This is a genomic window from Qipengyuania nanhaisediminis (assembly GCF_045862805.1).
GTDB lineage: Bacteria > Pseudomonadota > Alphaproteobacteria > Sphingomonadales > Sphingomonadaceae > Erythrobacter > Erythrobacter nanhaisediminis_A.
This window is the reverse complement of record NZ_AP025760.1, coordinates 1,281,826-1,305,796: the sequence shown is the minus strand read 5'-3', so window position 1 is coordinate 1,305,796 and position 23,971 is coordinate 1,281,826. Positions and strand designations below refer to the sequence as shown.

General features: G+C 65.4%; 33 protein-coding genes. 11 read left to right on the top strand and 22 right to left on the bottom strand.

The features are described from left to right. Nucleotides 1–10: 10 nt before the first annotated feature. Both ACKTSM_RS06295 and ACKTSM_RS06290 read left to right on the top strand, forming a co-directional pair. On the top strand, nucleotides 11–913 hold the full coding sequence (locus tag ACKTSM_RS06295; RefSeq protein ID WP_407876269.1) for a RimK family alpha-L-glutamate ligase: 903 nt from the start codon (nucleotides 11–13) through the stop codon (nucleotides 911–913). Next, on the top strand, nucleotides 910–1,650 hold the full coding sequence (locus ACKTSM_RS06290) for a YgfZ/GcvT domain-containing protein (RefSeq protein WP_407876268.1): 741 nt from the start codon (nucleotides 910–912) through the stop codon (nucleotides 1,648–1,650). Before ACKTSM_RS06295 ends, ACKTSM_RS06290 begins: the two co-directional genes overlap by 4 nt. Here the strand turns inward: ACKTSM_RS06290 and ACKTSM_RS06285 are convergent. The 4 genes from ACKTSM_RS06285 to rplU form a co-directional block, all read right to left on the bottom strand. Continuing rightward, a complete protein-coding gene (locus tag ACKTSM_RS06285) occupies nucleotides 1,647–2,243 on the bottom strand; it encodes a TetR/AcrR family transcriptional regulator (protein WP_407876267.1) in 597 nt (198 codons plus the stop codon). The genes ACKTSM_RS06290 and ACKTSM_RS06285 overlap by 4 nt on opposite strands. Before the next feature lie 57 nt (nucleotides 2,244–2,300). Continuing rightward, nucleotides 2,301–2,858 carry a GNAT family N-acetyltransferase gene (locus tag ACKTSM_RS06280; RefSeq protein WP_407876266.1) on the bottom strand — a complete coding sequence of 186 codons (558 nt, stop codon included), beginning with the start codon at nucleotides 2,856–2,858 and terminating at the stop codon, nucleotides 2,301–2,303. Nucleotides 2,859–3,082: 224 nt separating this feature from the next. Next, nucleotides 3,083–3,352, bottom strand: coding sequence for a 50S ribosomal protein L27 (gene rpmA, locus ACKTSM_RS06275; protein WP_407876265.1), 270 nt, complete (start codon nucleotides 3,350–3,352; stop codon nucleotides 3,083–3,085). Nucleotides 3,353–3,364: 12 nt separating this feature from the next. Next, complete coding sequence (gene rplU / locus ACKTSM_RS06270) at nucleotides 3,365–3,916, bottom strand: 50S ribosomal protein L21 (RefSeq protein ID WP_407876264.1); 552 nt, start codon at nucleotides 3,914–3,916, stop codon at nucleotides 3,365–3,367. Between the two features lie 234 nt (nucleotides 3,917–4,150). Between rplU and ACKTSM_RS06265 the strand changes: the two genes are divergently transcribed. Further along, on the top strand, nucleotides 4,151–4,657 hold the full coding sequence (locus tag ACKTSM_RS06265; protein WP_407876263.1) for a hypothetical protein: 507 nt from the start codon (nucleotides 4,151–4,153) through the stop codon (nucleotides 4,655–4,657). Continuing rightward, entirely contained in the window at nucleotides 4,654–5,352 is a 699-nt protein-coding gene (locus tag ACKTSM_RS06260; RefSeq protein ID WP_407876262.1) for a Crp/Fnr family transcriptional regulator, read from the top strand. The genes ACKTSM_RS06265 and ACKTSM_RS06260 overlap by 4 nt, the downstream gene beginning before the upstream one ends. 46 nt (nucleotides 5,353–5,398) lie before the next feature. Here the strand turns inward: ACKTSM_RS06260 and ACKTSM_RS06255 are convergent, their stop codons facing one another. The 16 genes from ACKTSM_RS06255 to coxB all read right to left on the bottom strand — a co-directional run bounded on the left by ACKTSM_RS06255 (nucleotide 5,399) and on the right by coxB (nucleotide 17,261). Then, a complete protein-coding gene (locus tag ACKTSM_RS06255; protein ID WP_407876261.1) occupies nucleotides 5,399–5,839 on the bottom strand; it encodes a hypothetical protein in 441 nt (146 codons plus the stop codon). A gap of 63 nt (nucleotides 5,840–5,902) precedes the next feature. Next, nucleotides 5,903–6,376, bottom strand: a complete 474-nt coding sequence (locus tag ACKTSM_RS06250) for a molybdenum cofactor biosynthesis protein MoaE (RefSeq protein WP_407876260.1) — start codon at nucleotides 6,374–6,376, stop codon at nucleotides 5,903–5,905. 14 nt (nucleotides 6,377–6,390) lie between these two features. Further along, complete coding sequence (locus ACKTSM_RS06245; protein WP_407876259.1) at nucleotides 6,391–6,633, bottom strand: MoaD/ThiS family protein; 243 nt, start codon at nucleotides 6,631–6,633, stop codon at nucleotides 6,391–6,393. Nucleotides 6,634–6,636: 3 nt separating this feature from the next. Beyond that, complete coding sequence (gene moaA / locus ACKTSM_RS06240; protein WP_407876258.1) at nucleotides 6,637–7,683, bottom strand: GTP 3',8-cyclase MoaA; 1,047 nt, start codon at nucleotides 7,681–7,683, stop codon at nucleotides 6,637–6,639. Further along, on the bottom strand, nucleotides 7,676–8,005 hold the full coding sequence (locus ACKTSM_RS06235; protein ID WP_407876257.1) for a Rossmann fold domain-containing protein: 330 nt from the start codon (nucleotides 8,003–8,005) through the stop codon (nucleotides 7,676–7,678). The genes moaA and ACKTSM_RS06235 overlap by 8 nt, the downstream gene beginning before the upstream one ends. Further along, a complete protein-coding gene (locus tag ACKTSM_RS06230; RefSeq protein WP_407876256.1) occupies nucleotides 7,998–8,381 on the bottom strand; it encodes a dihydroneopterin aldolase in 384 nt (127 codons plus the stop codon). Before ACKTSM_RS06230 ends, ACKTSM_RS06235 begins: the two co-directional genes overlap by 8 nt. Before the next feature lie 12 nt (nucleotides 8,382–8,393). Beyond that, the gene (locus ACKTSM_RS06225) at nucleotides 8,394–9,284 is read right to left on the bottom strand and encodes a class I SAM-dependent methyltransferase (RefSeq protein ID WP_407876255.1); all 891 of its coding nucleotides are present in this window, start codon (nucleotides 9,282–9,284) and stop codon (nucleotides 8,394–8,396) included. Next, nucleotides 9,284–10,690: a threonine synthase gene (gene thrC / locus ACKTSM_RS06220; RefSeq protein ID WP_407876254.1), complete on the bottom strand. Its 1,407-nt coding sequence runs from the start codon at nucleotides 10,688–10,690 to the stop codon at nucleotides 9,284–9,286. The genes ACKTSM_RS06225 and thrC overlap by 1 nt, the downstream gene beginning before the upstream one ends. Nucleotides 10,691–10,751: 61 nt before the next feature. Continuing rightward, on the bottom strand, nucleotides 10,752–11,339 hold the full coding sequence (locus ACKTSM_RS06215; RefSeq protein ID WP_407876253.1) for an SURF1 family protein: 588 nt from the start codon (nucleotides 11,337–11,339) through the stop codon (nucleotides 10,752–10,754). Further along, nucleotides 11,336–11,716 (bottom strand): DUF983 domain-containing protein, encoded by a 381-nt coding sequence (locus ACKTSM_RS06210; protein ID WP_407876252.1) that lies wholly within the window; start codon nucleotides 11,714–11,716, stop codon nucleotides 11,336–11,338. Before ACKTSM_RS06210 ends, ACKTSM_RS06215 begins: the two co-directional genes overlap by 4 nt. After that, nucleotides 11,716–12,600 (bottom strand): cytochrome c oxidase subunit 3, encoded by an 885-nt coding sequence (locus tag ACKTSM_RS06205; RefSeq protein ID WP_407876251.1) that lies wholly within the window; start codon nucleotides 12,598–12,600, stop codon nucleotides 11,716–11,718. The genes ACKTSM_RS06210 and ACKTSM_RS06205 overlap by 1 nt, the downstream gene beginning before the upstream one ends. Before the next feature lie 33 nt (nucleotides 12,601–12,633). Continuing rightward, on the bottom strand, nucleotides 12,634–13,206 hold the full coding sequence (locus ACKTSM_RS06200) for a cytochrome c oxidase assembly protein (protein ID WP_407876250.1): 573 nt from the start codon (nucleotides 13,204–13,206) through the stop codon (nucleotides 12,634–12,636). Continuing rightward, nucleotides 13,206–13,334: a hypothetical protein gene (locus ACKTSM_RS06195; protein ID WP_407876249.1), complete on the bottom strand. Its 129-nt coding sequence runs from the start codon at nucleotides 13,332–13,334 to the stop codon at nucleotides 13,206–13,208. The genes ACKTSM_RS06200 and ACKTSM_RS06195 overlap by 1 nt, the downstream gene beginning before the upstream one ends. Continuing rightward, complete coding sequence (locus tag ACKTSM_RS06190) at nucleotides 13,331–14,290, bottom strand: heme o synthase (RefSeq protein WP_407876248.1); 960 nt, start codon at nucleotides 14,288–14,290, stop codon at nucleotides 13,331–13,333. The genes ACKTSM_RS06195 and ACKTSM_RS06190 overlap by 4 nt, the downstream gene beginning before the upstream one ends. A gap of 105 nt (nucleotides 14,291–14,395) precedes the next feature. After that, nucleotides 14,396–16,117, bottom strand: coding sequence for a cytochrome c oxidase subunit I (ctaD, locus tag ACKTSM_RS06185; RefSeq protein WP_407876247.1), 1,722 nt, complete (start codon nucleotides 16,115–16,117; stop codon nucleotides 14,396–14,398). Between the two features lie 46 nt (nucleotides 16,118–16,163). Further along, the gene (gene coxB, locus ACKTSM_RS06180) at nucleotides 16,164–17,261 is read right to left on the bottom strand and encodes a cytochrome c oxidase subunit II (protein ID WP_407876246.1); all 1,098 of its coding nucleotides are present in this window, start codon (nucleotides 17,259–17,261) and stop codon (nucleotides 16,164–16,166) included. Between the two features lie 247 nt (nucleotides 17,262–17,508). Between coxB and pyrE the strand changes: the two genes are divergently transcribed. The 7 genes from pyrE to ruvX are packed head-to-tail and all read left to right on the top strand — an operon-like array spanning nucleotide 17,509 to nucleotide 22,174. Further along, nucleotides 17,509–18,114: an orotate phosphoribosyltransferase gene (gene pyrE, locus ACKTSM_RS06175; protein WP_407876245.1), complete on the top strand. Its 606-nt coding sequence runs from the start codon at nucleotides 17,509–17,511 to the stop codon at nucleotides 18,112–18,114. A gap of 9 nt (nucleotides 18,115–18,123) precedes the next feature. Beyond that, nucleotides 18,124–18,867: a pyridoxine 5'-phosphate synthase gene (locus ACKTSM_RS06170; RefSeq protein ID WP_407876244.1), complete on the top strand. Its 744-nt coding sequence runs from the start codon at nucleotides 18,124–18,126 to the stop codon at nucleotides 18,865–18,867. Then, nucleotides 18,867–19,151: a pyridoxal phosphate biosynthetic protein gene (locus ACKTSM_RS06165; protein ID WP_407876243.1), complete on the top strand. Its 285-nt coding sequence runs from the start codon at nucleotides 18,867–18,869 to the stop codon at nucleotides 19,149–19,151. The genes ACKTSM_RS06170 and ACKTSM_RS06165 overlap by 1 nt, the downstream gene beginning before the upstream one ends. After that, complete coding sequence (gene acpS / locus ACKTSM_RS06160) at nucleotides 19,148–19,552, top strand: holo-ACP synthase (RefSeq protein ID WP_407876242.1); 405 nt, start codon at nucleotides 19,148–19,150, stop codon at nucleotides 19,550–19,552. Before ACKTSM_RS06165 ends, acpS begins: the two co-directional genes overlap by 4 nt. Nucleotides 19,553–19,598: 46 nt before the next feature. Then, nucleotides 19,599–20,516 (top strand): signal peptidase I, encoded by a 918-nt coding sequence (gene lepB / locus ACKTSM_RS06155; protein WP_407876241.1) that lies wholly within the window; start codon nucleotides 19,599–19,601, stop codon nucleotides 20,514–20,516. A 39-nt stretch (nucleotides 20,517–20,555) separates the two neighbouring features. Continuing rightward, nucleotides 20,556–21,707, top strand: a complete 1,152-nt coding sequence (locus ACKTSM_RS06150; RefSeq protein WP_407876240.1) for a DUF3089 domain-containing protein — start codon at nucleotides 20,556–20,558, stop codon at nucleotides 21,705–21,707. Then, on the top strand, nucleotides 21,704–22,174 hold the full coding sequence (gene ruvX, locus ACKTSM_RS06145; protein ID WP_407876327.1) for a Holliday junction resolvase RuvX: 471 nt from the start codon (nucleotides 21,704–21,706) through the stop codon (nucleotides 22,172–22,174). Before ACKTSM_RS06150 ends, ruvX begins: the two co-directional genes overlap by 4 nt. On the opposite strand, the gene ACKTSM_RS06140 is transcribed toward ruvX, so the two are convergent. Continuing rightward, nucleotides 22,171–23,067 carry a transposase gene (locus ACKTSM_RS06140; protein WP_407876239.1) on the bottom strand — a complete coding sequence of 299 codons (897 nt, stop codon included), beginning with the start codon at nucleotides 23,065–23,067 and terminating at the stop codon, nucleotides 22,171–22,173. The genes ruvX and ACKTSM_RS06140 overlap by 4 nt on opposite strands. 1 nt (nucleotide 23,068) lies before the next feature. Continuing rightward, nucleotides 23,069–23,959, bottom strand: a complete 891-nt coding sequence (locus ACKTSM_RS06135; RefSeq protein ID WP_407876238.1) for a hypothetical protein — start codon at nucleotides 23,957–23,959, stop codon at nucleotides 23,069–23,071. Nucleotides 23,960–23,971 lie beyond the last annotated feature (12 nt).

The following is a 23,971-nucleotide window of genomic DNA, read 5'->3' as shown; positions in this document are numbered from 1 at the left end:
CCGCAGGCCCATGACCAGAATCGGATTTCTCGCCTGCGAAACCACCCTGCCCGGTTCGCCCGACCGTTGTGGAAGCGAGAGGCGCGGCGATGCCTATGAGCACGATCTGACCATCGCCGCGCTCGAACCCGCCTTCGCCGCGCGCGGGCTGGCGCTCGAGGTGATCGACTGGGAGGCGCCGATTGAGCGGTTCGCGGGGCTCGGCGCCGTGCTGCTCGGCACCGCCTGGAATTACCAGGACAAGCCCGAGGCCTTTCTTGCCCGGCTCGAAGCTCTGGATGCCATGGGTATCGCGGTGTGCAATCCGCCCGAGACGGTGCGCTGGAACATCGCCAAGACCTATCTGAAAGTGCTGGCCGATGCGGGTGCCGCGACCATCCCGACCCTGTGGTCCGATCGCCTCGATGCGGCCAGTGCGCGCGCGGCCTTCACCGCGTTCGATTGCGAACGGCTGGTCGTCAAGCAGCAGGTGGGAGCGGGCGCGCTGGGGCAGGAATTGCTCGAGGCGGGCGCGCTGGCCGATGACTGGCGCTTCGATCGCCCCGCAATGGTCCAGCCCTTTCTGCCGGGGATCGCGACCGAGGGCGAGCTGTCCTTCATTTTCATCGACGGCGAAGCAAGCCACGCGGTGCGCAAGCTACCCGCCAAAGGCGATTACCGCATCCAGTCGCTCTATGGCGGCCGCGAGGAAATGCACGAGCCAGGTGCAGACGAGCTTGATGCCGCGCGCGCGGTGATGGCCGCGCTGCCGCTTGTCACGCCGCTCTATGCGCGCATCGACATGCTTCGCATGGCCAACGGTTCGCTCGCAGTCATGGAAGCCGAGCTGATCGAACCCTATCTCTATCCCGAACAGGGGCCGGAGCTTGGCGACAGGCTCGCCCGGGGAATTGCGAAGAGATGCAAGACATGACTGCAAAGCTGCTGAAAACCCGCGCGATTGTCCGCCTCGCCGCTGAGGATACCGAGGAGGATGTCCGCGCATTCCTGCAAGGGCTGGTGACCAATGACGTCGCCGGCGCGCTGCCGGTTTATGCGGCACTGCTCACCCCGCAGGGCAAGATGCTGTTCGACTTTCTCGTCTTCGATGGTGGCGAGGGCTCGCTCGTGCTCGATTGCGAAGCGAACGCGGCGGACGATCTCGCGCGCCGCTTGTCGCTCTACCGCCTGCGCCGCAAGATCGCGATTTCGCGCGATGACAGACTGTCGGTTCTATGGTCGCGCGAAGGCTTCGATGGCTCCGCGCCCGATCCGCGCCACGAACAGCTTGGCTTTCGTAGCATCGGCGCTGCCAGCGATGGCTCGCCCGAAGGCGACGAGGAATATCTCGCCCACCGCCTCTCGCTCGGCATTCCCGAGGGGCGAGACGAGATGGCCGACATCCTATGGCTCGAGACAAATGCTGCCGAACTGGGCGGGGTGAGCTTCGAGAAGGGCTGCTATGTCGGACAGGAGAACACCGCGCGGATGAACTGGCGCGGCAAGGTCAACCGCCGGCTGGTCGCGGTGCCGATCGCGCAATCGGACCCGGCGCGTCAGAAGGCGGCCTATCCCGATCACGGCATCGCAATCGACCATTTGCGGGTGAGCGATATCGATGCGGAAGGCCTGCCCGATTGGCAGGCAGCGGGGCTAACGAGGGACGGCTAGCTGTCTTGGTGCGCGGCGAGCGAGGCTTCGAGATTGTCCGCTGCCCGCACCCGCGCCGCATCGCGCGGCAAGCCAAGCGATTTTGCCAGCGCCGCCCCGATGAGCGCATCGCCCAGCGCCAGCAGGACGAGATTGAGCGTGTCCTTGTGGACGTGCAGGTCATCGCCCTTGTGATCGGCTTCTTCGGGCGCGATCTCATCCACCAGGTCGTGGATCGTCGAGATGATCGGGTTGAGCGCGTCCTCATTGCCCGTCAGCAGCATCCAGCTGGTCAATGCGCCCGCTCCTTCGCGGTCGAAGGCGTCGAAGGCGAGATCGACCACTTCGCGCGCCGAGCCGAGCCCTGCGCGGCTGGCATGAACCGCCTCGATGATGGTTTCGCACACCGTCTTGGCGAGGTGCTCGGCAAGCGCCTTCTGCAAGCCCGATGCCGATCCGAAATGGTGCAAAAGGTTTGCGTGCGTGCGACCGATCCGCGCGGCCACCGCCTTCAGAGTGACCGATTGCGGCCCGGTTTCAATCAGCAAGGCGCGCGCGGCCTCGAGCGCATGGCTGCGCGATTCTTCAGGGCTCAGCCTTTTGCGTCGGGTCATGTTCTAGCGGTTAATCGAATTGGCAGCGCCGCTCAAGCACCCCCGTCAGCCCCCGTGTCAGGCTGCGACAAGCGCCTGTTCGCCCGAAGCCAATCCGAGAGCGCGGGCATATTCGACCGTGGTCGCCTTGGCGCCGCGCGCGCAGGAATGACGTTCGAGCATGCGTCCGGTCGGCTCGAAGCCGAGCTTGGCAAGGACCGCGCCCGATGCCGGATTGTCGAGGAAGTGCGAGCCCAGGACCCGGCTGTGGCCCAGCATGGCGGCAATCGCCAGCACCGCGGCGCCCGCCTCGGTGGCGAAGCCCTGTCCCCAGAACGGGCGCGCGACCCAATATCCGAGCTCGACCGTGCCGCGATCCTCGCCGTCCTCTGCCGGAGGCGGGTCGATCCCGATGCAGCCGACGACTGCGGCATCGCGCGCACGGGTCATGAGGAACCGCGGAAAGAACGGGTCGATCGGCATGGCGGTGAATTGCCGCGCGTCCGCCTCGCTGTAAGGCCAGGGCGCGCGCGCAAGGTTGCGCACCACGCCTTCATCCGCGATCCCGGCCAGAACCCCGCGCCAGTCCTCGGGCCAGACCGGTCTTAGCAATAATCTCTCGCTGCGATGGAACACGAGCAATTCCTCTCTCGCCCCGCTCCGGCCAAGCCTTGACCATGCACGGATCCTGTATCCGGACGAACGGAAACTCGACCCGTTCGCGACCAGATGTGAGGGAGAAACGACAAGAGGGAGAACGGCGCTCCCCTGGCGGGGTGGCCCTTCTCCCTCTTCGATGCCGGATTTTCAGCTCCGGCTGGGACCGCCCCGGTGGACGATCCTGTTCGTGAATCGTCCGGTTATTCGGCTGCTTCGGCCATGGCATCGACCGACACGTATTTGCGGTCCTGCTTGCCCGAGTGGAATCGCACCACGCCCGCTTCGAGAGCGAAGAGCGTGTGGTCCTTGCCCATGCCGACATTGGTGCCGGGATAGAACTTGGTGCCGCGCTGGCGCACGATGATGTTGCCCGGGACGACCTGCTCGCTCCCGAACTTCTTCACACCAAGGCGACGACCTGCTGAGTCGCGGCCGTTACGCGATGAACCGCCTGCTTTTTTATGTGCCATTGGTCTGCGTCCTTACTTCTTGTCTGCGGCCTTGGGCGCTGCCTTCTTGGCAGGTGCCTTCTTGGCCGGTGCTTTCTTGGCGGCGGGCTTCTTTGCGGCGGCTTCCTTCTTGGGAGCAGCCTTCTTGGCCGGTGCCTTCTTCTCGGCTGCGTCAGCCTTGGGAGCGGCCTTCTTCGCCGGAGCCTTCTTGGCCGGAGCCTTCTTGGCCTCGGTGTCGGCGTCCTTCTTCGGCGCAGCGGCCTTCTTCGCAGGAGCCTTCTTCGCACCTTCGCCGACATCGGTGATGCGCAGCAGGGTCATCTGCTGGCGATGGCCGGCCTTGCGGCGATAGTTGTGGCGGCGACGCTTCTTGAAGACGACGACCTTTTCGCTCTTCGCCTGGGCGATGATTTCGGCCGAAACGGTCACCTTCGATGCGTCAGCGACATTGTCGCCTTCGCCGGCGAGCAGGACGTCGCCCAGGGTGATCGTGTCGCCGGCTTCGCCTGCGAGCTTTTCAACGGCAATCTTGTCTCCGGCGGCAACCCGATACTGCTTGCCGCCCGTGCGCACTACTGCGAACATGGCTTAATACTCTCAATCTCGTGGCTGTTCGATCCCGCTCGCGAGCCCCAAACGGAACAGGCGCGCCTATCGAACGTCAAACGGCGCCGCGAACACACAGCGCCGGAAAGATGGGTGCCGTTAAGGGAACGGCGCGCTCAAGTCAACGCTCGTCTTGCGACAAATTGAGCTTGTGCGCGCTGTTGGCTTGAGGCTTTGAGGCGCGCGACGAGCGTGATAACGGATCGCACAGCAATGACCAGCCGCAATTCCACTCTTTTCGCCATTTGCTGCCCTCTCGCCCTGGCCCTGTCTGCCTGCGCGGGCAGCAGCGACAAATATCCCTCGCTCGCAATCCGCGATGCCGAGCGCATGGCAGGGTTGGAAAGGCCCGTCGCGCCGCCCTCGCCCGTCGCCGCGGTCGTTGCGGAAGAGGCGATCGAGGCAGAGGTCAGCGAAGCGCTCGGCCTGCACCAGCGTTTCACCGCGCTCCAGCCCGATGTCAGCCGACTGGTCAGTGCCGCAAACGGGCTGGGCATCGAGAGCAATGCCTATGCGCGTGCGGCGGCTGCGCTGGGTGAATTGTCGGCGCTTCGCGGTCGCACGCTCTCGGTGCTCGGCGGCATCGATCGCTACGAAGCCGAGGCCGCGACCACATTCGCGCCAACCGCCGCAATCGAAAGCGCGCAGGCGCGAATCGCAGGCCTCTTGCGCGAGCAGGACGCGGCCATCGATTCGCTATCCGCGATCCTGGCACGTTGAACCTTCACTGCGACACCTGCCCGGTGCGCGGAAGCGCGGCCTGCGCGGTGCTCAGCGATGACGAACGCGCAGCGCTCGCAAAAGCCGGGCGAAGCCGGACGCTCAACCGCGGCGAGATGCTGTTTGCCGCAGGCGATGACGAGGCTGCCTGCGCCACCCTGATCACCGGCGCGCTGAAGGTGTCGGGAATAGACAAGGACGGCAACGAGCAGATTCTTGCTCTCGTTCACCCGGCGGGCTTTATCGGCGAACTGTTCGCTCCTTTCGCGCATCACGATGTCGTCGCGCTGACCGAGAGCCGCCTCTGCGTCTTTGCACGCAGCGATCTCGAACGCGCGATCGACACCTATCCCGCGCTCGCCCGCGCGCTGTTGCGCCGCAGCCAGGAAGACCTGCTCGCCAGCCGCAACCTGCTCGAAATGACAGGCCAGGCGAGCGCCGAGGCCCGGCTTGCCGCGCTGATCCACGATTTCGCCGCAGCGGCGAGCGATACCTCGTGTCACATCGCCGCACGGTTCGAACTGCCGCTCACGCGCGGCGAGATCGCCAGCATGCTAGGGCTGACGATCGAGACGGTTAGCCGCAAGCTCGGCGAGCTCGAGACGGCAGGAGCGATCAGGCGAGAAGGAAAGCGCGGGATCGAACTGGTCGACCCCGCGCTCCTCCAGGCCCTCTCCGGGCGTCAGTCGGCCTGATCCGTGGCCCAACGCAACGCGCCGGCGACGTGACCGAGCCCCTCGATCACACCAGCGCGGCGATGGTGACGACTGCGCCTGCCCAGAGGACGACGAGGACGGGAAGGATCAGCATCTGCACCGCGGCATCGCGGGCATTGCAGTGGCCGGTATAGGTCATGATCCCGGCGCGCTTGAATTCGCCTACGGTTTTCGACTTGCTCGCGTTGGCGCGCAACCGCGTCCAAGCGGCGGGCACTCCGAAAAAGCCGACGAGGAAGACCGCGCAAATCGCCATCGGGATGATCATGCCCGGCGCAGCAAAGCCGGTGGCAAGGATCGCGAGGAAGGCAACATAGAGCCCGGCGGTGGCGGCATAGAGTCCGGTTGGCAGTTCGAAATTGCGGTCGACATCGACCTGGTGGCGCGGCACTTCGCTAACGACAGCGGGTGCCGTGACGATGCGAGCCTTGCCGCGGGCGAGCTCTTGCTGGAAATTCTTGGTCATGGCGCTTCTCCTTGGGTGCAAGGAGCTTTTGCCCTGGGTGTGCGGCGCCCGCCTTGATCGAGATCAAACGCCGATGCTTTTGTCGCTCCAACGCGCCAGGTCGGCATGGTCCTGCGCGCGCGGGGCGATCCAGCGCCAGGTCCCGGCGCGCAATTCGCGCTTCCACAGCCAGGCCGCGCCCTTGAGGTGATCGATGCAGTATTCGGACGCGTCGAATGCAGCGCGGCGGTGGCGCGCGGCGGCGGCGATGCAGACGATCGGGTCACCCGGTGCCATGCGACCAACGCGGTGGATGAGGACCAGTCCCGACAGGCCGAACCGGGCGCGCGCCGATGCCGAAAGCGCTTCCATTCCCGGCAGGGTGAGCGGCTCGTAATGGCTGAGTTCGAGCGCATCGACTGCGCTGTCCCCGTCGTCCTGCGCGCGCACCTGGCCCACGAAGCTCGCGATCCCGCCCGCATCCGGACAGGCCTTTGCCAACGCCGCTAGCGACCTCGCGGGATCGAATGGCACGTCGCAAAGGCGGGTTTCGAACACGCGACGCTTACCCTTCAGCCGCCCGAGACCGGCGGCAGCAGTGCGACCTCGTCGCCATCCCGCGCATCGAGCGATGTCTTGTCGGCGAGCACTCGGCTAGCGCAGGCCACGTTTACCCGGTCGTCTTGCAATTGCCCGGCTATTTGCGGACCGACTTCGCGCAGCAGCCCGTCCCAGTCGAGCGGAGCCGCTACGCTGCGCTCCTGCTCGCCAGCCATGTCCTGCAAGGGACCGAGGAAAATGACCTTCACCGCCATCTTTCAGCCTCCTGTCACCGACATGTGACGCGAGAGCGCGGGGCCGCCCTCGCCTGCCGCCAGCCGGAAATCGTGGCGCGAGGGCTTGATCGCCATGGCCCGGTCGAGCGCCTCTTCGAGGCGGCGCGCGGGCGCGTCCGAGCGCAGTGCAGCGCGACAATCGATCCTCCCTGCATCGCCCAGGCATGGGTAGAGCTGGCCGGTCGCGGTCACGCGCATCCGGTTGCAGCTGGCGCAGAAATTGTGCGTGTGGGGAGTGATGAAGCCGATCCGACCGCCGGTCTCTGCGACATCGACATAGCGCGCCGGGCCGCCGCTTGCATGGTCGCTGGCCTGCAAGGTCCAACGCTCTTCCAGCCGCGCGCGGACCCGGTCTAGCGGGAGGTAATGCGCGCCGCGATCCTCGCCCACCTCGCCCAGAGGCATGACCTCGATGATAGTGATGTCGTGCCCCTCGCCATGGGCCCACTCGGCGAGATCACCGAGCTCATCCTCGTTCACGCCTTTCAGCGCGACGGTGTTGATCTTGACCCGCAGACCCGCTGCGCGCGCGGCGGCAATGCCATCAAGCACTCGCGGCAAGGCGTCGCGGCGCGACAGGCTGGCAAAGCGCGCGCGATCGCGCGTGTCGAGCGAAACATTGACCCGCCGCACGCCCGCTTGCGCCAATGCCTCGGCATGGTCCGTCAGCCGGGTGGCATTGGTGGTGAGCGTCAATTCCTTCAGCCCATCGCCTATCCGCTTGCCCAAGGCGGTGATCAGCGTGGTGACATCACGGCGCACCAGCGGTTCGCCCCCGGTAATGCGAATTTTCGTCACCCCGCGCGCGATGAAGCCATCGGCGAGCGTCGCCAGTTCCTCGAGGCTGAGCAGTTCACTCTTGGGCAGGAAGCGCATGCGTTCGGGCATGCAATAGGTGCAGCGAAGGTCGCAGCGATCGGTGACCGATAGCCGCAGATAGGTGATCGCCCTGTCATGCGCATCGATCAGCGGCCGAGGCGGCTCGCCAAGCGCGAGCCGGTCGATGCTGCGGGCCGCGCTCTCACTCATGTGCGACCAAATACTGGCCGGTCACGCCGGGCGCGGTTTCGAGGAAGGCAATGATCGCATCGCGTGCCTCGCCTTCGTCACCCGCGACCACGTTGACCCGCACCGGCTTGTGCGCCCGGGCAAGGTCGCGCGCGAGCGCTCGCCGCCAGTCGTCGTGATCGGGTCCTGCAGGCGCAAGCGCCAAGACCAGCGCGGCCAGATCGCCTTGCGCGAGACATTCCTCGACGCGGGCCAGATGTTCGTGGTGGAAAGCCGCGCTCGCATCGAGACCGCTTTCGGGCAGCCCCGTGATCGCGAGCACGGCCTGAACGCCTTCAGCCATCGGGGCGTTCGCGGTGAAGCGTGATGCCGATCTGTTCGTTGCCTTCGGCGATCGCGAGCTTGACGATCTTGACCGTCACCGCCTGCACCCGGGCATCCTGCACAAACAAGGTCTCGCATATATGGTCGGCGACCGCCTCGATCAGCTTGAAATGGACACCCTTCGGCAGGCCCTCGCTCGCGGCGTGCTTGAGGTCCATGTAGTTCTTGCTCGCATCGAGCGGGGTCTCGGGATCGTAGCGATCCGCCACGTCATAGCGCGCGCGCACGGTGATGCGCAGCGGCTGGGGCTTGCCGGTTTCCTCCGAATAGATGCCGGTCAGGACATCGACATCGAGATCGGCGACTTCGAGCGTGAGCGAATCGGTCTGGGTCATCGTTTCCGCGCCTTAGCCCTTATTGCTCCAGCGCGCGAAGATGGCGGTGGGGAGCAACCGTCCGCCTTCGCCCTCTTCGCGCACCGCGAGGTCGCCGTGCTCGATCTGCCCCGGCAGATGGGCGAGCTTTTCGGCGAGCAGGCCAGCGATCGCGAGGCTGCTCATCCGCACGGCATAGACAGTCAGAAACAGAAACGCGCTCTTGTCGTCGAGTAGCTTCGCGCAGTCGTCGACAAGGCCGGGCAGGCTCTCCTCAAGCCGCCAGGTCTCGTTCTTGGGTCCGCGTCCGAACTTGGGCGGGTCGAGGATGATCCCGTCATAGCGTCGTTCGCGCCGCACTTCCCGAGCGGCAAACTTGGCCGCGTCGTCGACCAGCCAGCGTATCGGGCGATCCTCCATCCCCGAATGCGCGGCATTCTCGCGCGCCTGAGCGACCGATTTCTTGCTCGCATCGACATGGGTGACGCGGCCATGACGGCTCAGCGCGAGGCTGCCGAGCCCGGTATAACCGAACAGGTTCAATGTCTCGGCATCCACGCGGCGATCGAGCCGTTCGCGCATCCAGTCCCACACCGGGGCCATGTCGGGGAAGAATTGCAGGTGGCGAAAAGGCGTGGGGCGAATGTCGAAATTGACCTCGTTCCAATTACCCAGCCAGCCCTTTTCGTCGACCTCGCCCGAAAGCTGCCAGCGCCCGCCGCCATCCTCGTCCGAGCCGGGAACGAACTCGCCATCGGCGCTCCAGTCCGCAAGCCGCGGCGTCCACATCGCCTGCGGCTCGGGCCGAATGAAGCGGTGCATGCCGAACTGTTCGATCTTGCGGCCGTGCCCGCTGTCGACCAGCCGGTAATCGTCCCAACCGGTGCATTCCATCACCTGCGGCTGTTCTATCAGCTGCGCCATCAGCGGCCCGATCCCGCCGCGTTTTCGAGCACGTAGTCGCGGGTTGCCTCGTAATCGCCGCCTAGCTCGGCAAAATGCTCCTCACGCCCGAACAGGTCGCCGACGCGCGCGGGCAATGCGGGCCGGACGCCGGTCGCGCGTTCGACCGCGTCGCGGAACTTGGCCGGGTGCGCGGTGGCGAGCGTGACGATCGGCGTTCCGGGCGCGATCCCGTCGGCATGGAGCGCGGCATGGAGGCCGACCCCCGTATGCGGATCGATCACCTGGCCCGCCTTGCGATAGGCCCATTGCAAAGCGCGCGCGGTGTCGTCCTGGTCGGCGCGCGCACTGGTGAAGAGCCGTGCCGCGCCTTCGCGCTGGCTGTTGGTAAGCGGCATGGAACGGTTCTCGTCGAAACCGCGCATCTGCTCGGCCAATGCAGCGCCGTCGCGTCCGCCGCAATCGAACAGGAGCCGTTCGAAATTGGAGCTGACCTGGATATCCATCGAGGGAGTAATGGTCGCCGTGGTCTCGCCTGCGGAATAGTCACCGTCTTTGAGCGCGCGGTGGAGGATGTCGTTAACATTGGTGGCGACCACCAGCCGCTCGATCGGCAGGCCCATCTGTGCTGCGACATAACCTGCGAACACGTCGCCGAAATTGCCCGTTGGAACGCTGTAGGCGACTGCGCGATCGGGCGCGCCGAACTGGAGCGCGGAAGCGAAGTAATAGACCACCTGCGCCATCAGACGCGCCCAATTGATCGAATTGACCGCACCAATCCGCAGGGTCCCGGTCACCGCCTCGTCTGCAAACATGCGCTTCACGTGGCGCTGGGCATCATCGAAGCTGCCGCGGATCGCGATATTGTGGACATTGGGCGCGCGCACCGTGGTCATCTGCCGGCGCTGGACATCGCTCACCCGGTCGAGCGGGTGCAGCATGAAGATTTCGACCCGCTCGCGCCCGGCGACGGCGTTGATCGCGGCCGAGCCGGTATCGCCGCTGGTCGCGCCGACGATGGTAAGCCGCTGGTCGCGCCGCGCGAGAAAGGTCTCGAAAAGCTGCCCGAGCATTTGCAGCGCAACGTCCTTGAAGGCGAGCGTGGGGCCGTGGAACAGCTCGAGCAGCCAGTGGGTCTCATTGAGCTGGGCCAGCGGGGTGACGGCGGCGTGGCCGAAATCGTCATAGACCGCGTGGCAAAGCGCCTCGAGCTCGTCATCGGCGAGGCTGCCAGCGACGAAAGGGCGCATGATGCGAACCGCCAGATCGGCATAGGAAAGCCCGCGCAACTCGCGGATTTCCGCCTCGCTCAGCCGCGGCCACTCGCGCGGCAGGTAAAGCCCGCCATCGCTGGCGAGCCCTGTGAGCGTCGCGCCTTCGAAATCGAGCGCCGGCGCGCTTCCGCGAGTGGAAAGATACTGCATCGTGTTCCTGCGGTTAGCCGCGCTCGGTTTGCGGGGCAAGCAAGCCCCGCTTGCCCCTGGCTTAGTCGCGCTTGGCGAGGCGCGAACGCAGCGCAAGGAAATAGATCACCAGCGCGGTCAGAGCGAAGAAGAACCACTGCCCGGCATAGGCAAGGTGGTTGTTCGGCAAGTCATTGGGGTCGGGTTCGGCCAGCGGACCTAGCCCTGCGAGCGGCTGCGCTGATTGCACCCGCGCGCCGTCCGCTCCCCCGCGCACGATCAGCCCTTCGACAGCGCCGCCCTCATAGGCAGGGGCTGCCGGATCGCGCGACCAGCCCAGCAGGACATCGGCAGGCCCGCGCTCTGTCTGACAGCGCGCGATATGCGCATATCCCGCCTGCCCCCTGGCGCTGCGCCCGGAAATCGCCTCGCGCGAGAGCACCTTCGTGCAATCGAAAGCGGTCGGATGGAACAGCCACTCATCCCTCGATACGCCGCCTTGGTCGCCTGGAAATGGCTTGAGATCGCCCGATTGCAGCGCAGCCTCATAGCGCGCGATCAGGGCCGCCTTTTCGTCCGCCCGGCCCAGCTGCCAGAAGCCGAGCGCCACCATCACCCCTGCCGCCGCGAGCACTAGGATCGTCGGGATGATCGGCAGGCGCCGGATCATTCGCCCGCCTCCTCGCGCCGGTCATAGCTCGCATAGAGCAGCGCGGTCTTGAACAGGCGCAGCGCGTACAGGACCACGCCCGCGGTCACCGGGGCCCAGAACGCGGCCTGAAGCGCGATTGGCGGGCGGAACGCATATTCGATACCCACCGCGATCACCATCAGCACCACCGCGATCAGCACGGTGAGCAGACCCACGAACCGCCCGCCGCGTTCGAGCGCGGCAAGATCGAGCCCGCAATGCGAACAGGTCATCGCCATGCGCGCGGGCGCTTCGAAGAGGGTCGGCTCGCTGCAGCGCGGGCACAAACCCAAAAGGGCAGCCCGGAAGATACCGGACTGCCCTTTTTGCGTGTCAGGCGTCTTGCCCGAGTTCATCAGTGGTATTCGGCTCCCGCGCCGCCCCAGATGTAGACGGCGATGAAGAGGAACAGCCACACCACGTCGACGAAGTGCCAGTACCAGGCGGCCGCCTCGAAGCCGAAATGCTGGCGCGAGGTGAAGTGGCCGATATAGGCGCGGTAGAGGCACACGGCGAGGAAGATGGTCCCGATCAACACGTGGAAGCCGTGGAAGCCGGTCGCCATGTAGAAGGCCGAGCCATAGGTGTTGTCGCCGAAATTGAACGGCGCGACGCTGTATTCATAGGCCTGGATCGCGCTGAACAGCACGCCGAGCGCAATGGTCGCCCACAGGCCCATCTTGAGCCCTTCGCGGTCGCCGTGGATCAGCGCGTGGTGCGCCCAGGTGACTGTGGTGCCCGAGCACAGCAGGATCAGCGTGTTGAGCAGCGGCAGGCTGAACGGGTCGAGCACTTCCATCCCGTCGGGGACCAGCGTGCCGAGCGCGGTGATGCCTTGCGAGATGAACAGGTTGGTGGTGGTCTGCGCGTCGGTTCCGGCACCGCTCACTTCGAGCGGGGCGGGGAACAGCGCGAAGTCGAAAAAGCTCCAGAACCAGCCGACGAAGAACATGACTTCCGAAGCGATGAACAGGATCATGCCGTATCGCATGTGCAACTGGACTACCGGGGTGTGGTCGCCGCGCTGGGCTTCGACGACGACATTCTTGAACCAGAAGAAAAAGGTCGCGAGCACGCCCGCAAGGCCCGCCCAGAGCACGACATTGGCAACGCCGCCAAACAGGTCAGGATAAAAGCTCAGCACCATGCCCGAAGTGAACACCAGCGCCGAAAGCGCGCCGATCAGCGGCCACGGATCGGGGTCCAGAATGTGATAGTCGTGGTTTGCGTTGCCAGCCATGGTCTTGGTCCCGTTCCCTTAGGAAAGTTGCATCTATTGCGAGCGGTCGAGAGCACTCGTTACGGGCTCTTTCGCGCGGTGAAAAGTATAACTCAAGGTAATCTGCTCGATATCGCCGATCGTCTCGTCATCGAGGATCGCCGGATCGACGAAATAGAGCACCGGCATGGTCACTTCCTGCCCGGGCTGAAGCGTCTGCTCGGTAAAGCAGAAGCACTGGATCTTGTTGAAATAGATGCCAGCCTGCGCAGGTTCGACATTGAACGTCGCGGTGCCGGTGATCGGTTCGTCGGTGAGATTGCGCGCCACATATGTCGCCAGGTCGCGCTCGCCGATCCGCACCTTGTCGGTCGATTGCGAGGGACGAAACTCCCACGGAATATCGCGCGATGTCGAAGCATCGAAACGAATCGAGATCGTCTCAGCCGATGCGAGCGCGGCAGCCGCTTCGGCCTGCGCCTTGGTGGCGACCTGGGTGGTCCCGCCAAAGCCGGTCACGCGGCAGAACAGGTCGTATAGCGGCACCGCGGCATAGCCCATACCGAGCATGACGAAAGCGCCGAGCATGGCGAGCGCGCCGGTGCGAGTGTTCTTGCTCAGCGCCATCACTGGCTGCCCCACTGGACAAAGGTGATGACGTAGAACAGCACGGCGAAGAACAGCAACGTCCCGCCGACCACGAGATTGCGGCTCTTGCGGCGACGGGCGAATTCGGTTTCCTCTTCGGGCGTCATCCGAAAACTCCTGCACCCACGATGCCATGAGCTGCGAGCACCCGGTCAACCACCAAGGCGGCGAACAGGATGAACAGGTAGGCGATCGAGAACTTGAACAAGGTCTTCTCGGGCCGCATCGCGTCCTCTTCCGAGCGGGTGCGGAGGCCGACGGGCAGAGCAAGCGCGAAGAACAGCATCGAGAGCACGAGGGCGACCGAGCCGTAGAGCCAGCCGGCGCCGCCGATCAGCCACGGCGCGACCGCGACCGGGGCGAGCAGCACGGTATAGGCGAGGATCTGGCGCCGGGTCGATGCCTCGCCGCGAACATTGGGCATCATCGGAATGCCGACATTGGCGTAATCGGTCTTCACGAACAGCGCGAGCGCCCAGAAATGCGGAGGGGTCCACATGAAGATGATCGCAAACAGCAGGATCGGCATGGCGGTGATCTCGCCGGTGACAGCAACCCAGCCGATCAGCGGGGGAAAGGCGCCCGATCCGCCGCCGATCACGATGTTCTGCGGAGTGCGCGGCTTCAGCCACATGGTGTAGATGACCGCGTAATAGACGATCGCGGCGAGCAGCAACGCAGCCGCCAGCCAGCCGATTGCGACCCCCATCAAAACCAGCGAGGCGCCCGACAGGAACAGCCCGAAATCGCGCGCGTCGCCGCGTTCCATCCGGCCCGCGGGCAAGGGGCGCGCGGCGGTGCGCTTCATCCCGGCATCGAGATCGGCTTCCCACCACTGGTTGAGCACGGCAGAGCCGCCCGCCCCCATCGCGATCGCGAGGATCGCGGTGAAACCGAGAACCGGGTGGATCGAACCGGGAGCCGCGAGAAGACCGCACAGCGCGGTGAACACGACCAGCGTCATCACGCGCGGCTTGGTCAGCGCGAAGAAGTCGCGCCAGTCGGTCGGCATGGCGGAAACCGCTGCCGAGCCGGTGGTCGTGATCTGTGCGCTCGTGTTCATGTCGTCGCGGTGTCTTCCATTCGAAAGAGAGCGCAGCCTCGCGGCGCGCCCTCCCCCTTTTCGATGTCATCCCGCCCGACCGTGTGCCCGGGCGGCAGTGCCAGGTCAGGCGTTGACCGGGCGGTGATCGTGGTAGTCGTGGTGATCCTCGATCACCGGAAGCGTTTCGAACTGGTGGAACGGCGGCGGGCTCGACAGAGTCCATTCAAGCGTCGTCGCGCCTTCGCCCCACGGATTGCCCTCAGCCTTGCGCCCGGCGATGAATGCGTAGGCGAGGTTGACGAAGAAGATCGCCATCGAGGCGGCCATGATCATGTAGCCGATCGAGCTGATCTCGTTCCAGAAGGTGAAGGCTTCCGGATAGTCCGGATAGCGGCGCGGCATGCCGTTCATCCCCAGGAAGTGCTGCGGGAAGAAGATCACGTTCACGCCGATGAAGAAGCCCCAGAAGTGCAGGTGGCTGAGCAGTTCGGAGTGCATCCGGCCGCTCATCTTCGGGAACCAGTAGTAGAAACCGGCGAACAGCGAGAACACCGCGCCCATCGACAGCACGTAGTGGAAGTGAGCCACCACGTAATAGGTGTCGTGCAGGTTGTCATCGATGCCGCCATTGGCGAGCACGACGCCGGTCACGCCGCCCACGGTGAACAGGAAGATGAAGCCCATCGCCCAGACCATCGGCGACTTGTACTCGATCGAGCCGCCCCACATGGTCGCGATCCAGCTAAAGATCTTCACGCCCGTCGGCACCGCGATGACCATGGTGGCCGCGGTGAAATACATCTTCGTGTTCACGTCGAGGCCGACGGTATACATGTGGTGCGCCCACACGACGAAGCCGACCACGCCGATCGCGACCATGGCATAGGCCATGCCGAGATAGCCGAACACCGGCTTGCGGCTGAAGGTCGCGACGATCTGGCTGATCATGCCGAAGCCGGGCAGGATCATGATGTAGACCTCGGGGTGTCCGAAGAACCAGAACAGGTGCTGGTAAAGCACGGGGTCGCCGCCACCGGCCGGATCGAAGAAGGTGGTGCCGAAATTGCGGTCGGTCAGCAGCATGGTGATCGCCGCGGCCAGGACCGGCAGGGCGAGCAGCAGCAGGAAGGCGGTGACCAGCACAGACCACACGAACAGCGGCATCTTGTGCAGCGTCATGCCAGGGGCACGCATGTTGAAGATGGTGGTGATGAAGTTCGTCGCACCCAGGATCGAGCCCGCGCCTGCAAGGTGGAGCGAGAAGATCGCGAAATCGACCGCCGGGCCTTGCGAGCCGGTGGTCGAAAGCGGCGCATAGACCGTCCAGCCAACGCCTGCGCCCGGGCCCGAACCGCCCGGAACGAACAGCGAGAACAGCAGGCTGAGGAAGCCCGCGACCGTCAGCCAGAAAGAGATGTTGTTCATCCGCGGGAACGCCATGTCCGGCGCGCCGATCATCAGCGGCACGAACCAGTTGCCGAAGCCGCCGATCATTGCCGGCATGACCATGAAGAAGACCATGATCAGGCCGTGAGCGGTGATGAACACGTTCCACATGTGAAGCGCGGTGTTGATGTCTTCCGCGCCGCCCATGAAGCCGGCCCACCACTGCAGGTACTGGATGCCCGGCTCGGCCAGTTCGAGGCGCATGATGCCCGAAATACCGCCACCGATGATCCCCGCCATGATCGCGAAGATCAGGTAGAGCGTGCCGATATCCTTGTGGTTGGTCGACATGAACCAGCGGGCGAAGAAGCCCGGCTTGTGGTCCGCGTGATCGTGCCCGTGATCGGAATCGCCGCCATGACCTGCGGCGGGAGCAAAATTGTCAGCGGTTGTGGCCATCGTTTGCGTCTCTTCGGTTCGTGTCAGTCTGGTGTTCTGGTGTCGGTTACGCTGCGTCGGCGGTTTCGGCCGCCTCGTCATCGCCCGCTTCGGCGTCGGCCGCGGAGGCAGCAGCGGCCGCTTCGGCAGCCTCGGCCGCGGCGCGTTCGCGCGGCAGAGTGCCGCCCTGCGAGCGCACCCATGCCTCGAACTGGTCCATCGGCAACGCTTCGACCGCGATCGGCATGTAAGCGTGGCGCGAACCGCACAGCTCCGAGCACTGGCCGTAATAGACGCCCGGCTCGTCGATCACGAGCATGCGCTCGTTGAGCCGGCCCGGGACCGCGTCCTGCTTGAACCACAGCGCGGGAACCGCGAAGGCGTGGATCACGTCGGCAGCAGTGGTCTGGATCCGCAGCGGAACGCCGACGGGCACGACCATGCGGTTGTCGACCGCCAGCTGGTCGGGTTCGCCAGCGGCAAGCGCGGCTTCGCGGTCGAGCATGTTGGAGACGATCTCGACATCGTGGTCTGGATATTCATAGCCCCAGTACCACTGGTAACCGACCGCCTTGACGGTGATCGCGTCCTCGGGCGGGGTCTCATACTGGCGCGCGAGAAGCGTGATCGACGGCACGGCGATGATCACGAGGATAATCACCGGGACCACCGTCCAGATCACCTCGATCAGCGCGTTGTGGGTCGTCTTCGAGGGAACCGGGTGCGCTTTGCGACGATAACGGGTCGCGGTGTAAAGCAGCAGGAACAGCACGAAGAGGCTGATCACGGTGATGACCGGCAGCAGGATCACATCGTGCATCCACAGCGCGTATTCGCCGTCCTTGGAATACTGGTCCTGGAAGGTCATGCTCTTGAGCGCGTCGGTCTCGAACGCGGTCGGCATGCCCTTGCCTTCGGTCGGAGCCATCGGGACATATCCGCCTTCGGCCTGCGGACCTTCGTCGGCGCGGGCGGGAGTCGAAGGTTCGGGCGAGATCACATCGGCCGATGCGGGCGCGATGTCGGGCGCCCTCACCTCGGCCGGATCGCCGCCCTGCGCGAACGCCGCCTGCGGCGCGCCCAGGGCGATACCGATCGCCATCAGCGCCGCGACGAGCGCCAGAAATCCAAACTTCGTGCGGGCAAAAGCCTGACCCATAATCATGCCTAATCGGTTCTCGAATTGATCCTGAGCCGATGTGCGAAACCACCTGTCGGTTGCCCCGCACGCCGGACGCGCGCGAGTGACATTCCTGTCACATTCGCTGCCCCCTTAGCCGCGCTTGCCCAGTGCCTCAAGCGCTTCTAGGGAGAAAATTATGCAAGGCCGGGTGACAGGCGCGCAAGCGCCCGTGCCGACCCTGTGTCAAACCCCTGCGGCCACTCGCGCAAACTGCGGATAACTACCGATAATGACCGACAACCAGACCATCCCTGCGACCAAGGACGAAGTGCTCGCCGAATTCCGCGCAAGCGGCGCCCTGCTGGAGGGGCATTTCAAGCTCTCCTCGGGTCGGCACAGCGGACATTACCTGCAATGCGCGCGGGTACTGATGAACCCGCACCGCGCCGCCCGGCTGGCTCAGGCGGTGGTGCGCGCCATTCCTTCCGATGTGCTCGACCAGGTCGACGTGGTGGTCTCGCCAGCCATGGGTGGCATCATCATCGGCCACGAGGTCGCGCGCGTCCTCGGAAAGGACGCGATGTTCCTCGAACGGCCCGAGGGCACCTTCCACCTGCGACGCGGATTCGCTCTCGAACAAGGCGCGAAGGTGCTGATGGTCGAGGACGTGGTCACCACCGGCCTGTCGAGCCGCGAGGCGATCGCCGCGGTCGCGCGCGAAGGCGGCAAGGTGATCGCCGAATGCGCGCTGATCGATCGCTCGGAAGGGTCTGCCGATCTCGGCGTGCCGTTCTACCCGCTCGCGGCTTTCAACTTTCCGACCTATGCCGAAGGCAAGGTGCCCGAGGAACTGGCAAAGGTGCCGATAACCAAGCCGGGCAGCCGCAAGGAGTAAGAGCCAGACATGCACCCCCGCCTGCGCCTCGGCGTGAACATCGACCACGTCGCCACCATCCGCAATGCGCGCGGCGGCGACCATCCCGATCCGGTGCGCGCGGCCGAGATCGTCGCGCGCGTGGGCGGCGACGGGATCACCGCTCACCTGCGCGAAGACCGCCGCCATATCCGCGACGAGGACCTCGCGCGCATCCAGCAGGCGACCGACCTGCCGCTCAACCTTGAAATGGCGGCGACCGAGGAAATGCTCTCCATCGCTCTGCGCCACAAGCCCCACGCCGCCTGCATCGTTCCCGAAAAGCGCGAGGAGCGCACGACTGAAGGCGGGCTCGATGCCGCCGGACTCGACAACCAGCTTGCACCGATCGTCACCCGCCTGCGGGATGCGGGCATCCGTGTCTCGCTGTTCATCGAGGCCGACGAGCGCCAGCTCGACGCCGCGCTCCGCCTCGGCGCGCCGGTGGTCGAGTTTCACACCGGCGAATATGCACACGCGATCCTCGATGGTGACAGCGAGCGCACCGAGCGCGAATTGCGCCGCATAACCGACATGGCCGCGCTCGCCGCGAAAAACGGGATCGAGCCCCATGCCGGCCACGGCCTGACCTATGAAAACGTCCAGCCGATCGCGGCCATTCCCCAGATCGCGGAGCTCAATATCGGCCACTACCTGATCGGCGAGGCGATCTTTGCAGGGCTGGAGCCGGCAATCCGCAAGATGCGCGAGCTGATGGACGAGGCGCGCGACTGATGGGCGATCACGATCTTCCCGCGCTGACCAGTGCTCAGAAATTCTGGGCCGGGTGCGCCGCGATCCTGTTCCTGATCGCGGTCGGCCTGCTCGGCTACGCGATCAATACCGGCGTGCTGCGCACCTTCGCGATCGGCTGGGTGGGCTTGCAGATTTTCGGATTTGTCGGCGCGATCAAATTCTCGCGCGGCGATTTCGCGCACCCGCTCTTCATCAGCCAGGTCATGCTCCACCTTATCGCGCTGGTACTTCTCGTCACTCTCATCGTGAGGTCGGCGCCATGATCATCGGGCTGGGATCCGACCTGTGCAATATCGAGCGCATCCAGAACTCGCTCGACCGGTTCGGCGAGCGGTTCGAGACGCGTGTCTTCACCGAGATCGAACGCGCCAAGGCGCGCCGCCGCCCGTTCACCATCGCCGGCACCTATGCCAAGCGATTTGCTGCCAAGGAGGCCTTTTCCAAGGCAGTCGGCACCGGGTTCAGGCGCGGCGTGTTCATGAAGGATATCGGCGTCGTCAACGCGCCTTCGGGCGCTCCGACGCTGGCGCTTTGCGGCGGGGCGGCAAAGCGGCTTGAAGAATTGACGCCGTCGGGCCATGAAGCGCGCATCCATCTCACCCTCACCGACGATCACCCGTGGGCGCAGGCCTTTGTCATCATCGAGGCGCACCCGGTCCGCTGACAAGCGCGCCGAGGCGACCGACCGCAAGCAGAAACGATTTTCCTTCGTGGCACACACCGACAGCACCGCTCCCGATCCGCAATCCGGCGCCGAAGACACCGCAAAAGACGACGCGGCACGCGAAAAGGTCGACTGGTTCGCCGAACTGCGCGGGCTGGCGTTGATGCTGCTCGCGGTTCTCGCCTTTCACAGCCTCGTCGCCAAGCCGTTCTACATCCCCTCGACCTCGATGATGCCCACGCTCCATGTCGGAGACCGGCTGGTGGTGAGCAAGTATCCCTATGGCTGGTCGTGGGCCTCGGCGAGCTTTCACCTGCTTCCGCGCGGCGACTGGCGGGTGCTCCCGGCCACGCCCGAATATGGCGACATCGTCATCCCGGTGCACCCGATCCGCGACGAGGACTATATCAAGCGCGTGGTCGCTCTGCCCGGAGACACCATCGCGGTGCGCGACGGGCGCATCATCCTCAACGGCGTCCCGGTCAAGCGCGAGGTCGTGCCCCCGGTGCGCATCCCGTTCGAGCCGGAACTGTTTTGCGAGAACGGCCCCTGCCTCGCCGATTTCGAGGCATACCGGGTGCGCGATGCCGACGGACGGCAATTCTTCGAGCCGCCCACCTATCGCGAGACGCTTCCCAATGGCGCGACCTATCTCGTCATCGATCACCGCAACCAGTTCCTCGACAATTACGGCCCCTATGTCGTGCCCGAAGGCCATGTCTTCGTGATGGGCGACAATCGCGATGAAAGCGCCGACAGCCGCGCCTCGGCCGAGGATCGCGGGCTTGGCGGCGGCATTCCGCTCGAGAATATCGGCGGGCGTGCCGAATTCATCACTTTCTCGCTCGATGGCACCGCGACCTGGAACCCGCTCACCTGGTTCCCCGCCATGCGCGGCGAACGTGCATGGACCACCTTGCGCCCCGCACTGGCCGAGGAAACCGGCGCGGCGCCCTCGCGTTAAGGCGTCAACCACCACCGACCAAGGCAGGACCGACCCCGCATGGCACGCAAGTTTCTCTACCTCGTCGCGATCCTCCTCGTGCTCTTCATCGCCGGCCGGATCGCTTACGAGATGTTCCAGGACGAACTCGCCGAGATCGCGCTTGTGCCGACCAGCGAGTTCACCCCGACAACGCCGATGCGTGCCAATGCCTACCAGGACCCCGAGCTGTGGTATTCGCGCCCCGGCATCGGGATAGAGGACCCGGCACGCTGGCAGCCCGCGATCGCCGGCGAGCAGTTCGATCCCGACAGCGAGGAGCTCGGTGTTGCGGGCGAAGTACCTGATTTCGCGGTCTTCTTTGTCCATCCCACCAGCTATCTCAATCGCGACAACTGGAACGCGCCGATGGGCGACGAGGAGGCCGAACGGATTGCGCGCGTCTATGTCCGCGGCATGGCGAGCCCGTTCAACGCCGCGAGCGAGATCTGGGCGCCGCGTTACCGCCAGGCGACCATGGGCGCGTTCCTGACCGATGCTCCCGAAGGCGAACAGGCGATCGATGCGGCCTATGCCGATGTGCGCGAGGCCTATCGCTATTTCATCGATTCGGTCGATGCGGACACGCCGGTCGTGCTCGCAGGCCACAGCCAGGGCGCGCTGCACCTGCTGCGGCTGCTGCGAGAGGAAGTGCGCGGCTCGCCGGTCGCGGACCGCCTGGTGGCAGCCTATGCCATCGGCTGGCCGATCTCGGTCGATCACGACCTGCCCGAACTCGGCTTCCCCGCTTGCGCCACGCCCGAACAGACGGCCTGCATCATCTCGTGGTCGAGCTTTGCCGAACCGGCCGACCCCTCGCGGCTGATCGAGGCCTATGCAGCATCGCCCGCCTTCGACGGCAAGCTGCGCGGGGACAGCCGGATCCTGTGCACGAACCCGCTCACCGGCACTTTCGACGGCGAGGCGGAGGCCAGCTCCAATCTCGGCACGCTCGTGCCCGATGACAGCATCTCCACCGGCGAACTGGTGCCCGGATCGGTCCCGGCGCGCTGCGACGAGCGCGGCCTTTTGCTGATCGGCGACCCGCCCGAGCTTGGCTCCTACGTGCTGCCGGGCAACAATTACCACGTCTATGATATCCCGCTGTTCTGGGCGAACACCAAGGCCGACGTCGCGCGCCGCGTCACCGCATTCCCGGGTTCATCGAACTGATTACCGAGTTCGCCCCCGATTTCGCCGAGGCGCTGGCCGATGGCGGGGTGCTGCTCGGGCTCGACCTGGGCACAAAGACGATCGGCACCGCGACCTGCGATGCAGGCTGGCGTTTTGCATCCAACGGCAAGACAATCCGGCGCGGCAAGTGGGGCAAGGACCGCGAACAGATCCGCGCCCTGATAGAAGAACGCTCGGTCGCTGGCATCGTGCTTGGCCTGCCGCGCAACATGGACGGGTCCGAAGGGCCGCGCGCCCAGGCGAGCCGTGCCTTCGCCCGCAATTGCGACGAGGCATTCGGTCTTCCGCTGTTGCTCTGGGACGAACGCTGGTCGACCCAGAGCGCCGAGGCGGCGATGATCGGGCAGGACATGAGCCGCGCGCGCCGCGCCGAGGCAATCGACAGCCACGCTGCCGCCGTGATCCTGCAAGGCGCGATCGACCGGCTCGCTGGCGGCGTGCTCTAGGCAGTCGCCTCTCGCCGCCTCGCGCTGGCGACCCTCGCGACCATCCGGCTCCCGCTGCATTCCGCATCGCGCCACACCGCATCGCGCCGCTCGCCTGCCTCAGCCGTTCCTGCGCGCGCTTCGAAACTGGCGAGCCTGAGCCGTTCGGAGGGATGGGTCCGGCCGATCCAGCGAGCGAATTCCTCCGCTTCAAGCGACCCGCTCGCGACCGCAGCGCGGAGGAACACCTCGGTCGCATTGGGGCTGAGCACGCGCGTCACCTCGCCGCGTTCGAGGTCGAAACCATATTGGTCGTACCAGGCGAACGACGGGTCGACATGCATGACGTTAAGCGAGACCGAAAGCGACCTTGCCGGAAGCTGCGAATGGACATCGCGATGCGCGCGGTAGAGCATCAGCCTGCCTTCCTCGAGCGCGCTGCGCTCGACAAAGCGCAGCCCTACCTTCTCGCCGGGGAAACCGGTCACCGCTTCGTAATCGTATTCGTAATAGTCCGAGGCATAACCCGGGCCGAGATAGCCGCAGGTCAGGAACGAGAAATTGTGATCGTGCGGCACGCCGTAGACGAAGGTCGAAGCGCCGCTGTTGCGAAAGCACAGATCGTGTTCGGCAGGCCAGATATTGGCGCGCAGGAACATGTTGCCGCGCACCGGGCTGAGCGTGATCGCCTGCGGACCATAGCCGCTATCGACCTCGCCCACGCTTTTTCCCGTGAGCCTGTCGGTCAGCACGCTGGCGAGAAAATCGCGGTTGTTCGAAAGCCTGCGCAGCCAGGCGGCAGCGGCGCGGGTGCTGTCCGCATCGCGCGGGTTGAAATCGAGCGCGGCGAGCGCCTCGATCGCCTCGGGAAGCGAGCACGATGCCTTGTCCTCGATAGCGAGCAATTGCGGCATTTCAGGCCTCCTCTCGGGCATGTTCAGCCAAGAGGGCAGCAATCCGGACGCTAAGGTCGCTGGCCGCAATGGCGAGCGGGTCATCCTGATCGATGCGGCCGGTCAGTTGCAGCGCGGCAGCGGTGTCGAGCGCCGCGACCTGCCGCACCGCTTCCCAGCGCGCCTCGGGATCATTTTCACGCGCGAGGGCAAAGCGCGCCATGTCGGCGATCGCCTCGCGCTGACCGAGCGCGCCGAGCACTGCGAGGGCCATGACCTGCTGGCTGGCGCGCTTGTCGCCGCTTACAGCGCGCAGCACCGCGCCGTCGGCGGTCCGCCGCTCGAGCGTGGGAGCCGGCCTTGCCGGCGTCCTGGTGAGCTGGAGGACGAGCAGGCTTTGCGAAACCCGTACGATTTGCCGCGTCTCGTTTTGCGGCTGGCATTGGATCGTGTCGCCCGCCTGCCAGGTCACCGGACGCGACAGGATGCCGGGCGCAGTGCCATCGCGCAGGCAATGGTGCCAACCGCTCGCCACACCGGCGATGACGCATTCGATGCTCTCGCAATCGGCGAAGGTCACGGCTACAGGACAGCTCTCCTCTAGAGGCTCGCCCTTCGGCTCGTAAACGCACAGCGACAAGGCCGCATCGCGCGCATGCATCAGCTGGAGACGTGCAAAACCCGCGCTGCTCGCGTGGCGATGCGCGATCTCGCCGAGCGGGTGCGCTGCGAGAGCCGTCATGCCGCTGGTGAAAAACCTTTCGGCCAATCGGAGCGCCGCTTCGCTGTCCTCGAACAGCGCGGCAAGCGCGCCTCTCGCGCCAAGCTGTTCGCCCTGGGCATAGCGCTGGAAATCGGCTTCGAGCGCGCGGATCGCGGGCTGCGAGAGCCATCTTTCGCGCGCCGTGGCCATGGCCTCGACATT

Excerpts from the sequence above, each read along its gene's own strand:
- ACKTSM_RS06235 (WP_407876257.1), bottom strand. The coding sequence starts at position 8,005 with ATGGCTGAAGGCGTTCAGGCCGTGCTCGCGATCACGGGGCTGCCCGAA.
- ACKTSM_RS06295 (WP_407876269.1), top strand. The coding sequence starts at position 11 with ATGACCAGAATCGGATTTCTCGCCTGCGAAACCACCCTGCCCGGTTCG.
- pyrE (WP_407876245.1), top strand. The coding sequence starts at position 17,509 with ATGACCGACAACCAGACCATCCCTGCGACCAAGGACGAAGTGCTCGCC.
- moaA (WP_407876258.1), bottom strand. The coding sequence starts at position 7,683 with ATGAGTGAGAGCGCGGCCCGCAGCATCGACCGGCTCGCGCTTGGCGAG.
- ACKTSM_RS06215 (WP_407876253.1), bottom strand. The coding sequence starts at position 11,339 with ATGATCCGGCGCCTGCCGATCATCCCGACGATCCTAGTGCTCGCGGCG.
- ACKTSM_RS06150 (WP_407876240.1), top strand. The coding sequence starts at position 20,556 with ATGGCACGCAAGTTTCTCTACCTCGTCGCGATCCTCCTCGTGCTCTTC.
- ACKTSM_RS06285 (WP_407876267.1), bottom strand. The coding sequence starts at position 2,243 with ATGACCCGACGCAAAAGGCTGAGCCCTGAAGAATCGCGCAGCCATGCG.
- ACKTSM_RS06290 (WP_407876268.1), top strand. The coding sequence starts at position 910 with ATGACTGCAAAGCTGCTGAAAACCCGCGCGATTGTCCGCCTCGCCGCT.
- ACKTSM_RS06170 (WP_407876244.1), top strand. The coding sequence starts at position 18,124 with ATGCACCCCCGCCTGCGCCTCGGCGTGAACATCGACCACGTCGCCACC.
- rpmA (WP_407876265.1), bottom strand. The coding sequence starts at position 3,352 with ATGGCACATAAAAAAGCAGGCGGTTCATCGCGTAACGGCCGCGACTCA.
- ACKTSM_RS06165 (WP_407876243.1), top strand. The coding sequence starts at position 18,867 with ATGGGCGATCACGATCTTCCCGCGCTGACCAGTGCTCAGAAATTCTGG.
- ctaD (WP_407876247.1), bottom strand. The coding sequence starts at position 16,117 with ATGGCCACAACCGCTGACAATTTTGCTCCCGCCGCAGGTCATGGCGGC.
- rplU (WP_407876264.1), bottom strand. The coding sequence starts at position 3,916 with ATGTTCGCAGTAGTGCGCACGGGCGGCAAGCAGTATCGGGTTGCCGCC.
- ACKTSM_RS06210 (WP_407876252.1), bottom strand. The coding sequence starts at position 11,716 with ATGAACTCGGGCAAGACGCCTGACACGCAAAAAGGGCAGTCCGGTATC.
- ACKTSM_RS06195 (WP_407876249.1), bottom strand. The coding sequence starts at position 13,334 with ATGACGCCCGAAGAGGAAACCGAATTCGCCCGTCGCCGCAAGAGCCGC.
- ACKTSM_RS06200 (WP_407876250.1), bottom strand. The coding sequence starts at position 13,206 with ATGGCGCTGAGCAAGAACACTCGCACCGGCGCGCTCGCCATGCTCGGC.
- thrC (WP_407876254.1), bottom strand. The coding sequence starts at position 10,690 with ATGCAGTATCTTTCCACTCGCGGAAGCGCGCCGGCGCTCGATTTCGAA.
- coxB (WP_407876246.1), bottom strand. The coding sequence starts at position 17,261 with ATGATTATGGGTCAGGCTTTTGCCCGCACGAAGTTTGGATTTCTGGCG.
- ACKTSM_RS06135 (WP_407876238.1), bottom strand. The coding sequence starts at position 23,959 with ATGGCCACGGCGCGCGAAAGATGGCTCTCGCAGCCCGCGATCCGCGCG.
- ACKTSM_RS06255 (WP_407876261.1), bottom strand. The coding sequence starts at position 5,839 with ATGACCAAGAATTTCCAGCAAGAGCTCGCCCGCGGCAAGGCTCGCATC.
- ACKTSM_RS06190 (WP_407876248.1), bottom strand. The coding sequence starts at position 14,290 with ATGAACACGAGCGCACAGATCACGACCACCGGCTCGGCAGCGGTTTCC.
- ACKTSM_RS06225 (WP_407876255.1), bottom strand. The coding sequence starts at position 9,284 with ATGGCGCAGCTGATAGAACAGCCGCAGGTGATGGAATGCACCGGTTGG.
- ACKTSM_RS06205 (WP_407876251.1), bottom strand. The coding sequence starts at position 12,600 with ATGGCTGGCAACGCAAACCACGACTATCACATTCTGGACCCCGATCCG.
- acpS (WP_407876242.1), top strand. The coding sequence starts at position 19,148 with ATGATCATCGGGCTGGGATCCGACCTGTGCAATATCGAGCGCATCCAG.
- ACKTSM_RS06230 (WP_407876256.1), bottom strand. The coding sequence starts at position 8,381 with ATGACCCAGACCGATTCGCTCACGCTCGAAGTCGCCGATCTCGATGTC.
- ACKTSM_RS06265 (WP_407876263.1), top strand. The coding sequence starts at position 4,151 with ATGACCAGCCGCAATTCCACTCTTTTCGCCATTTGCTGCCCTCTCGCC.
- ACKTSM_RS06245 (WP_407876259.1), bottom strand. The coding sequence starts at position 6,633 with ATGGCGGTGAAGGTCATTTTCCTCGGTCCCTTGCAGGACATGGCTGGC.
- ACKTSM_RS06140 (WP_407876239.1), bottom strand. The coding sequence starts at position 23,067 with ATGCCGCAATTGCTCGCTATCGAGGACAAGGCATCGTGCTCGCTTCCC.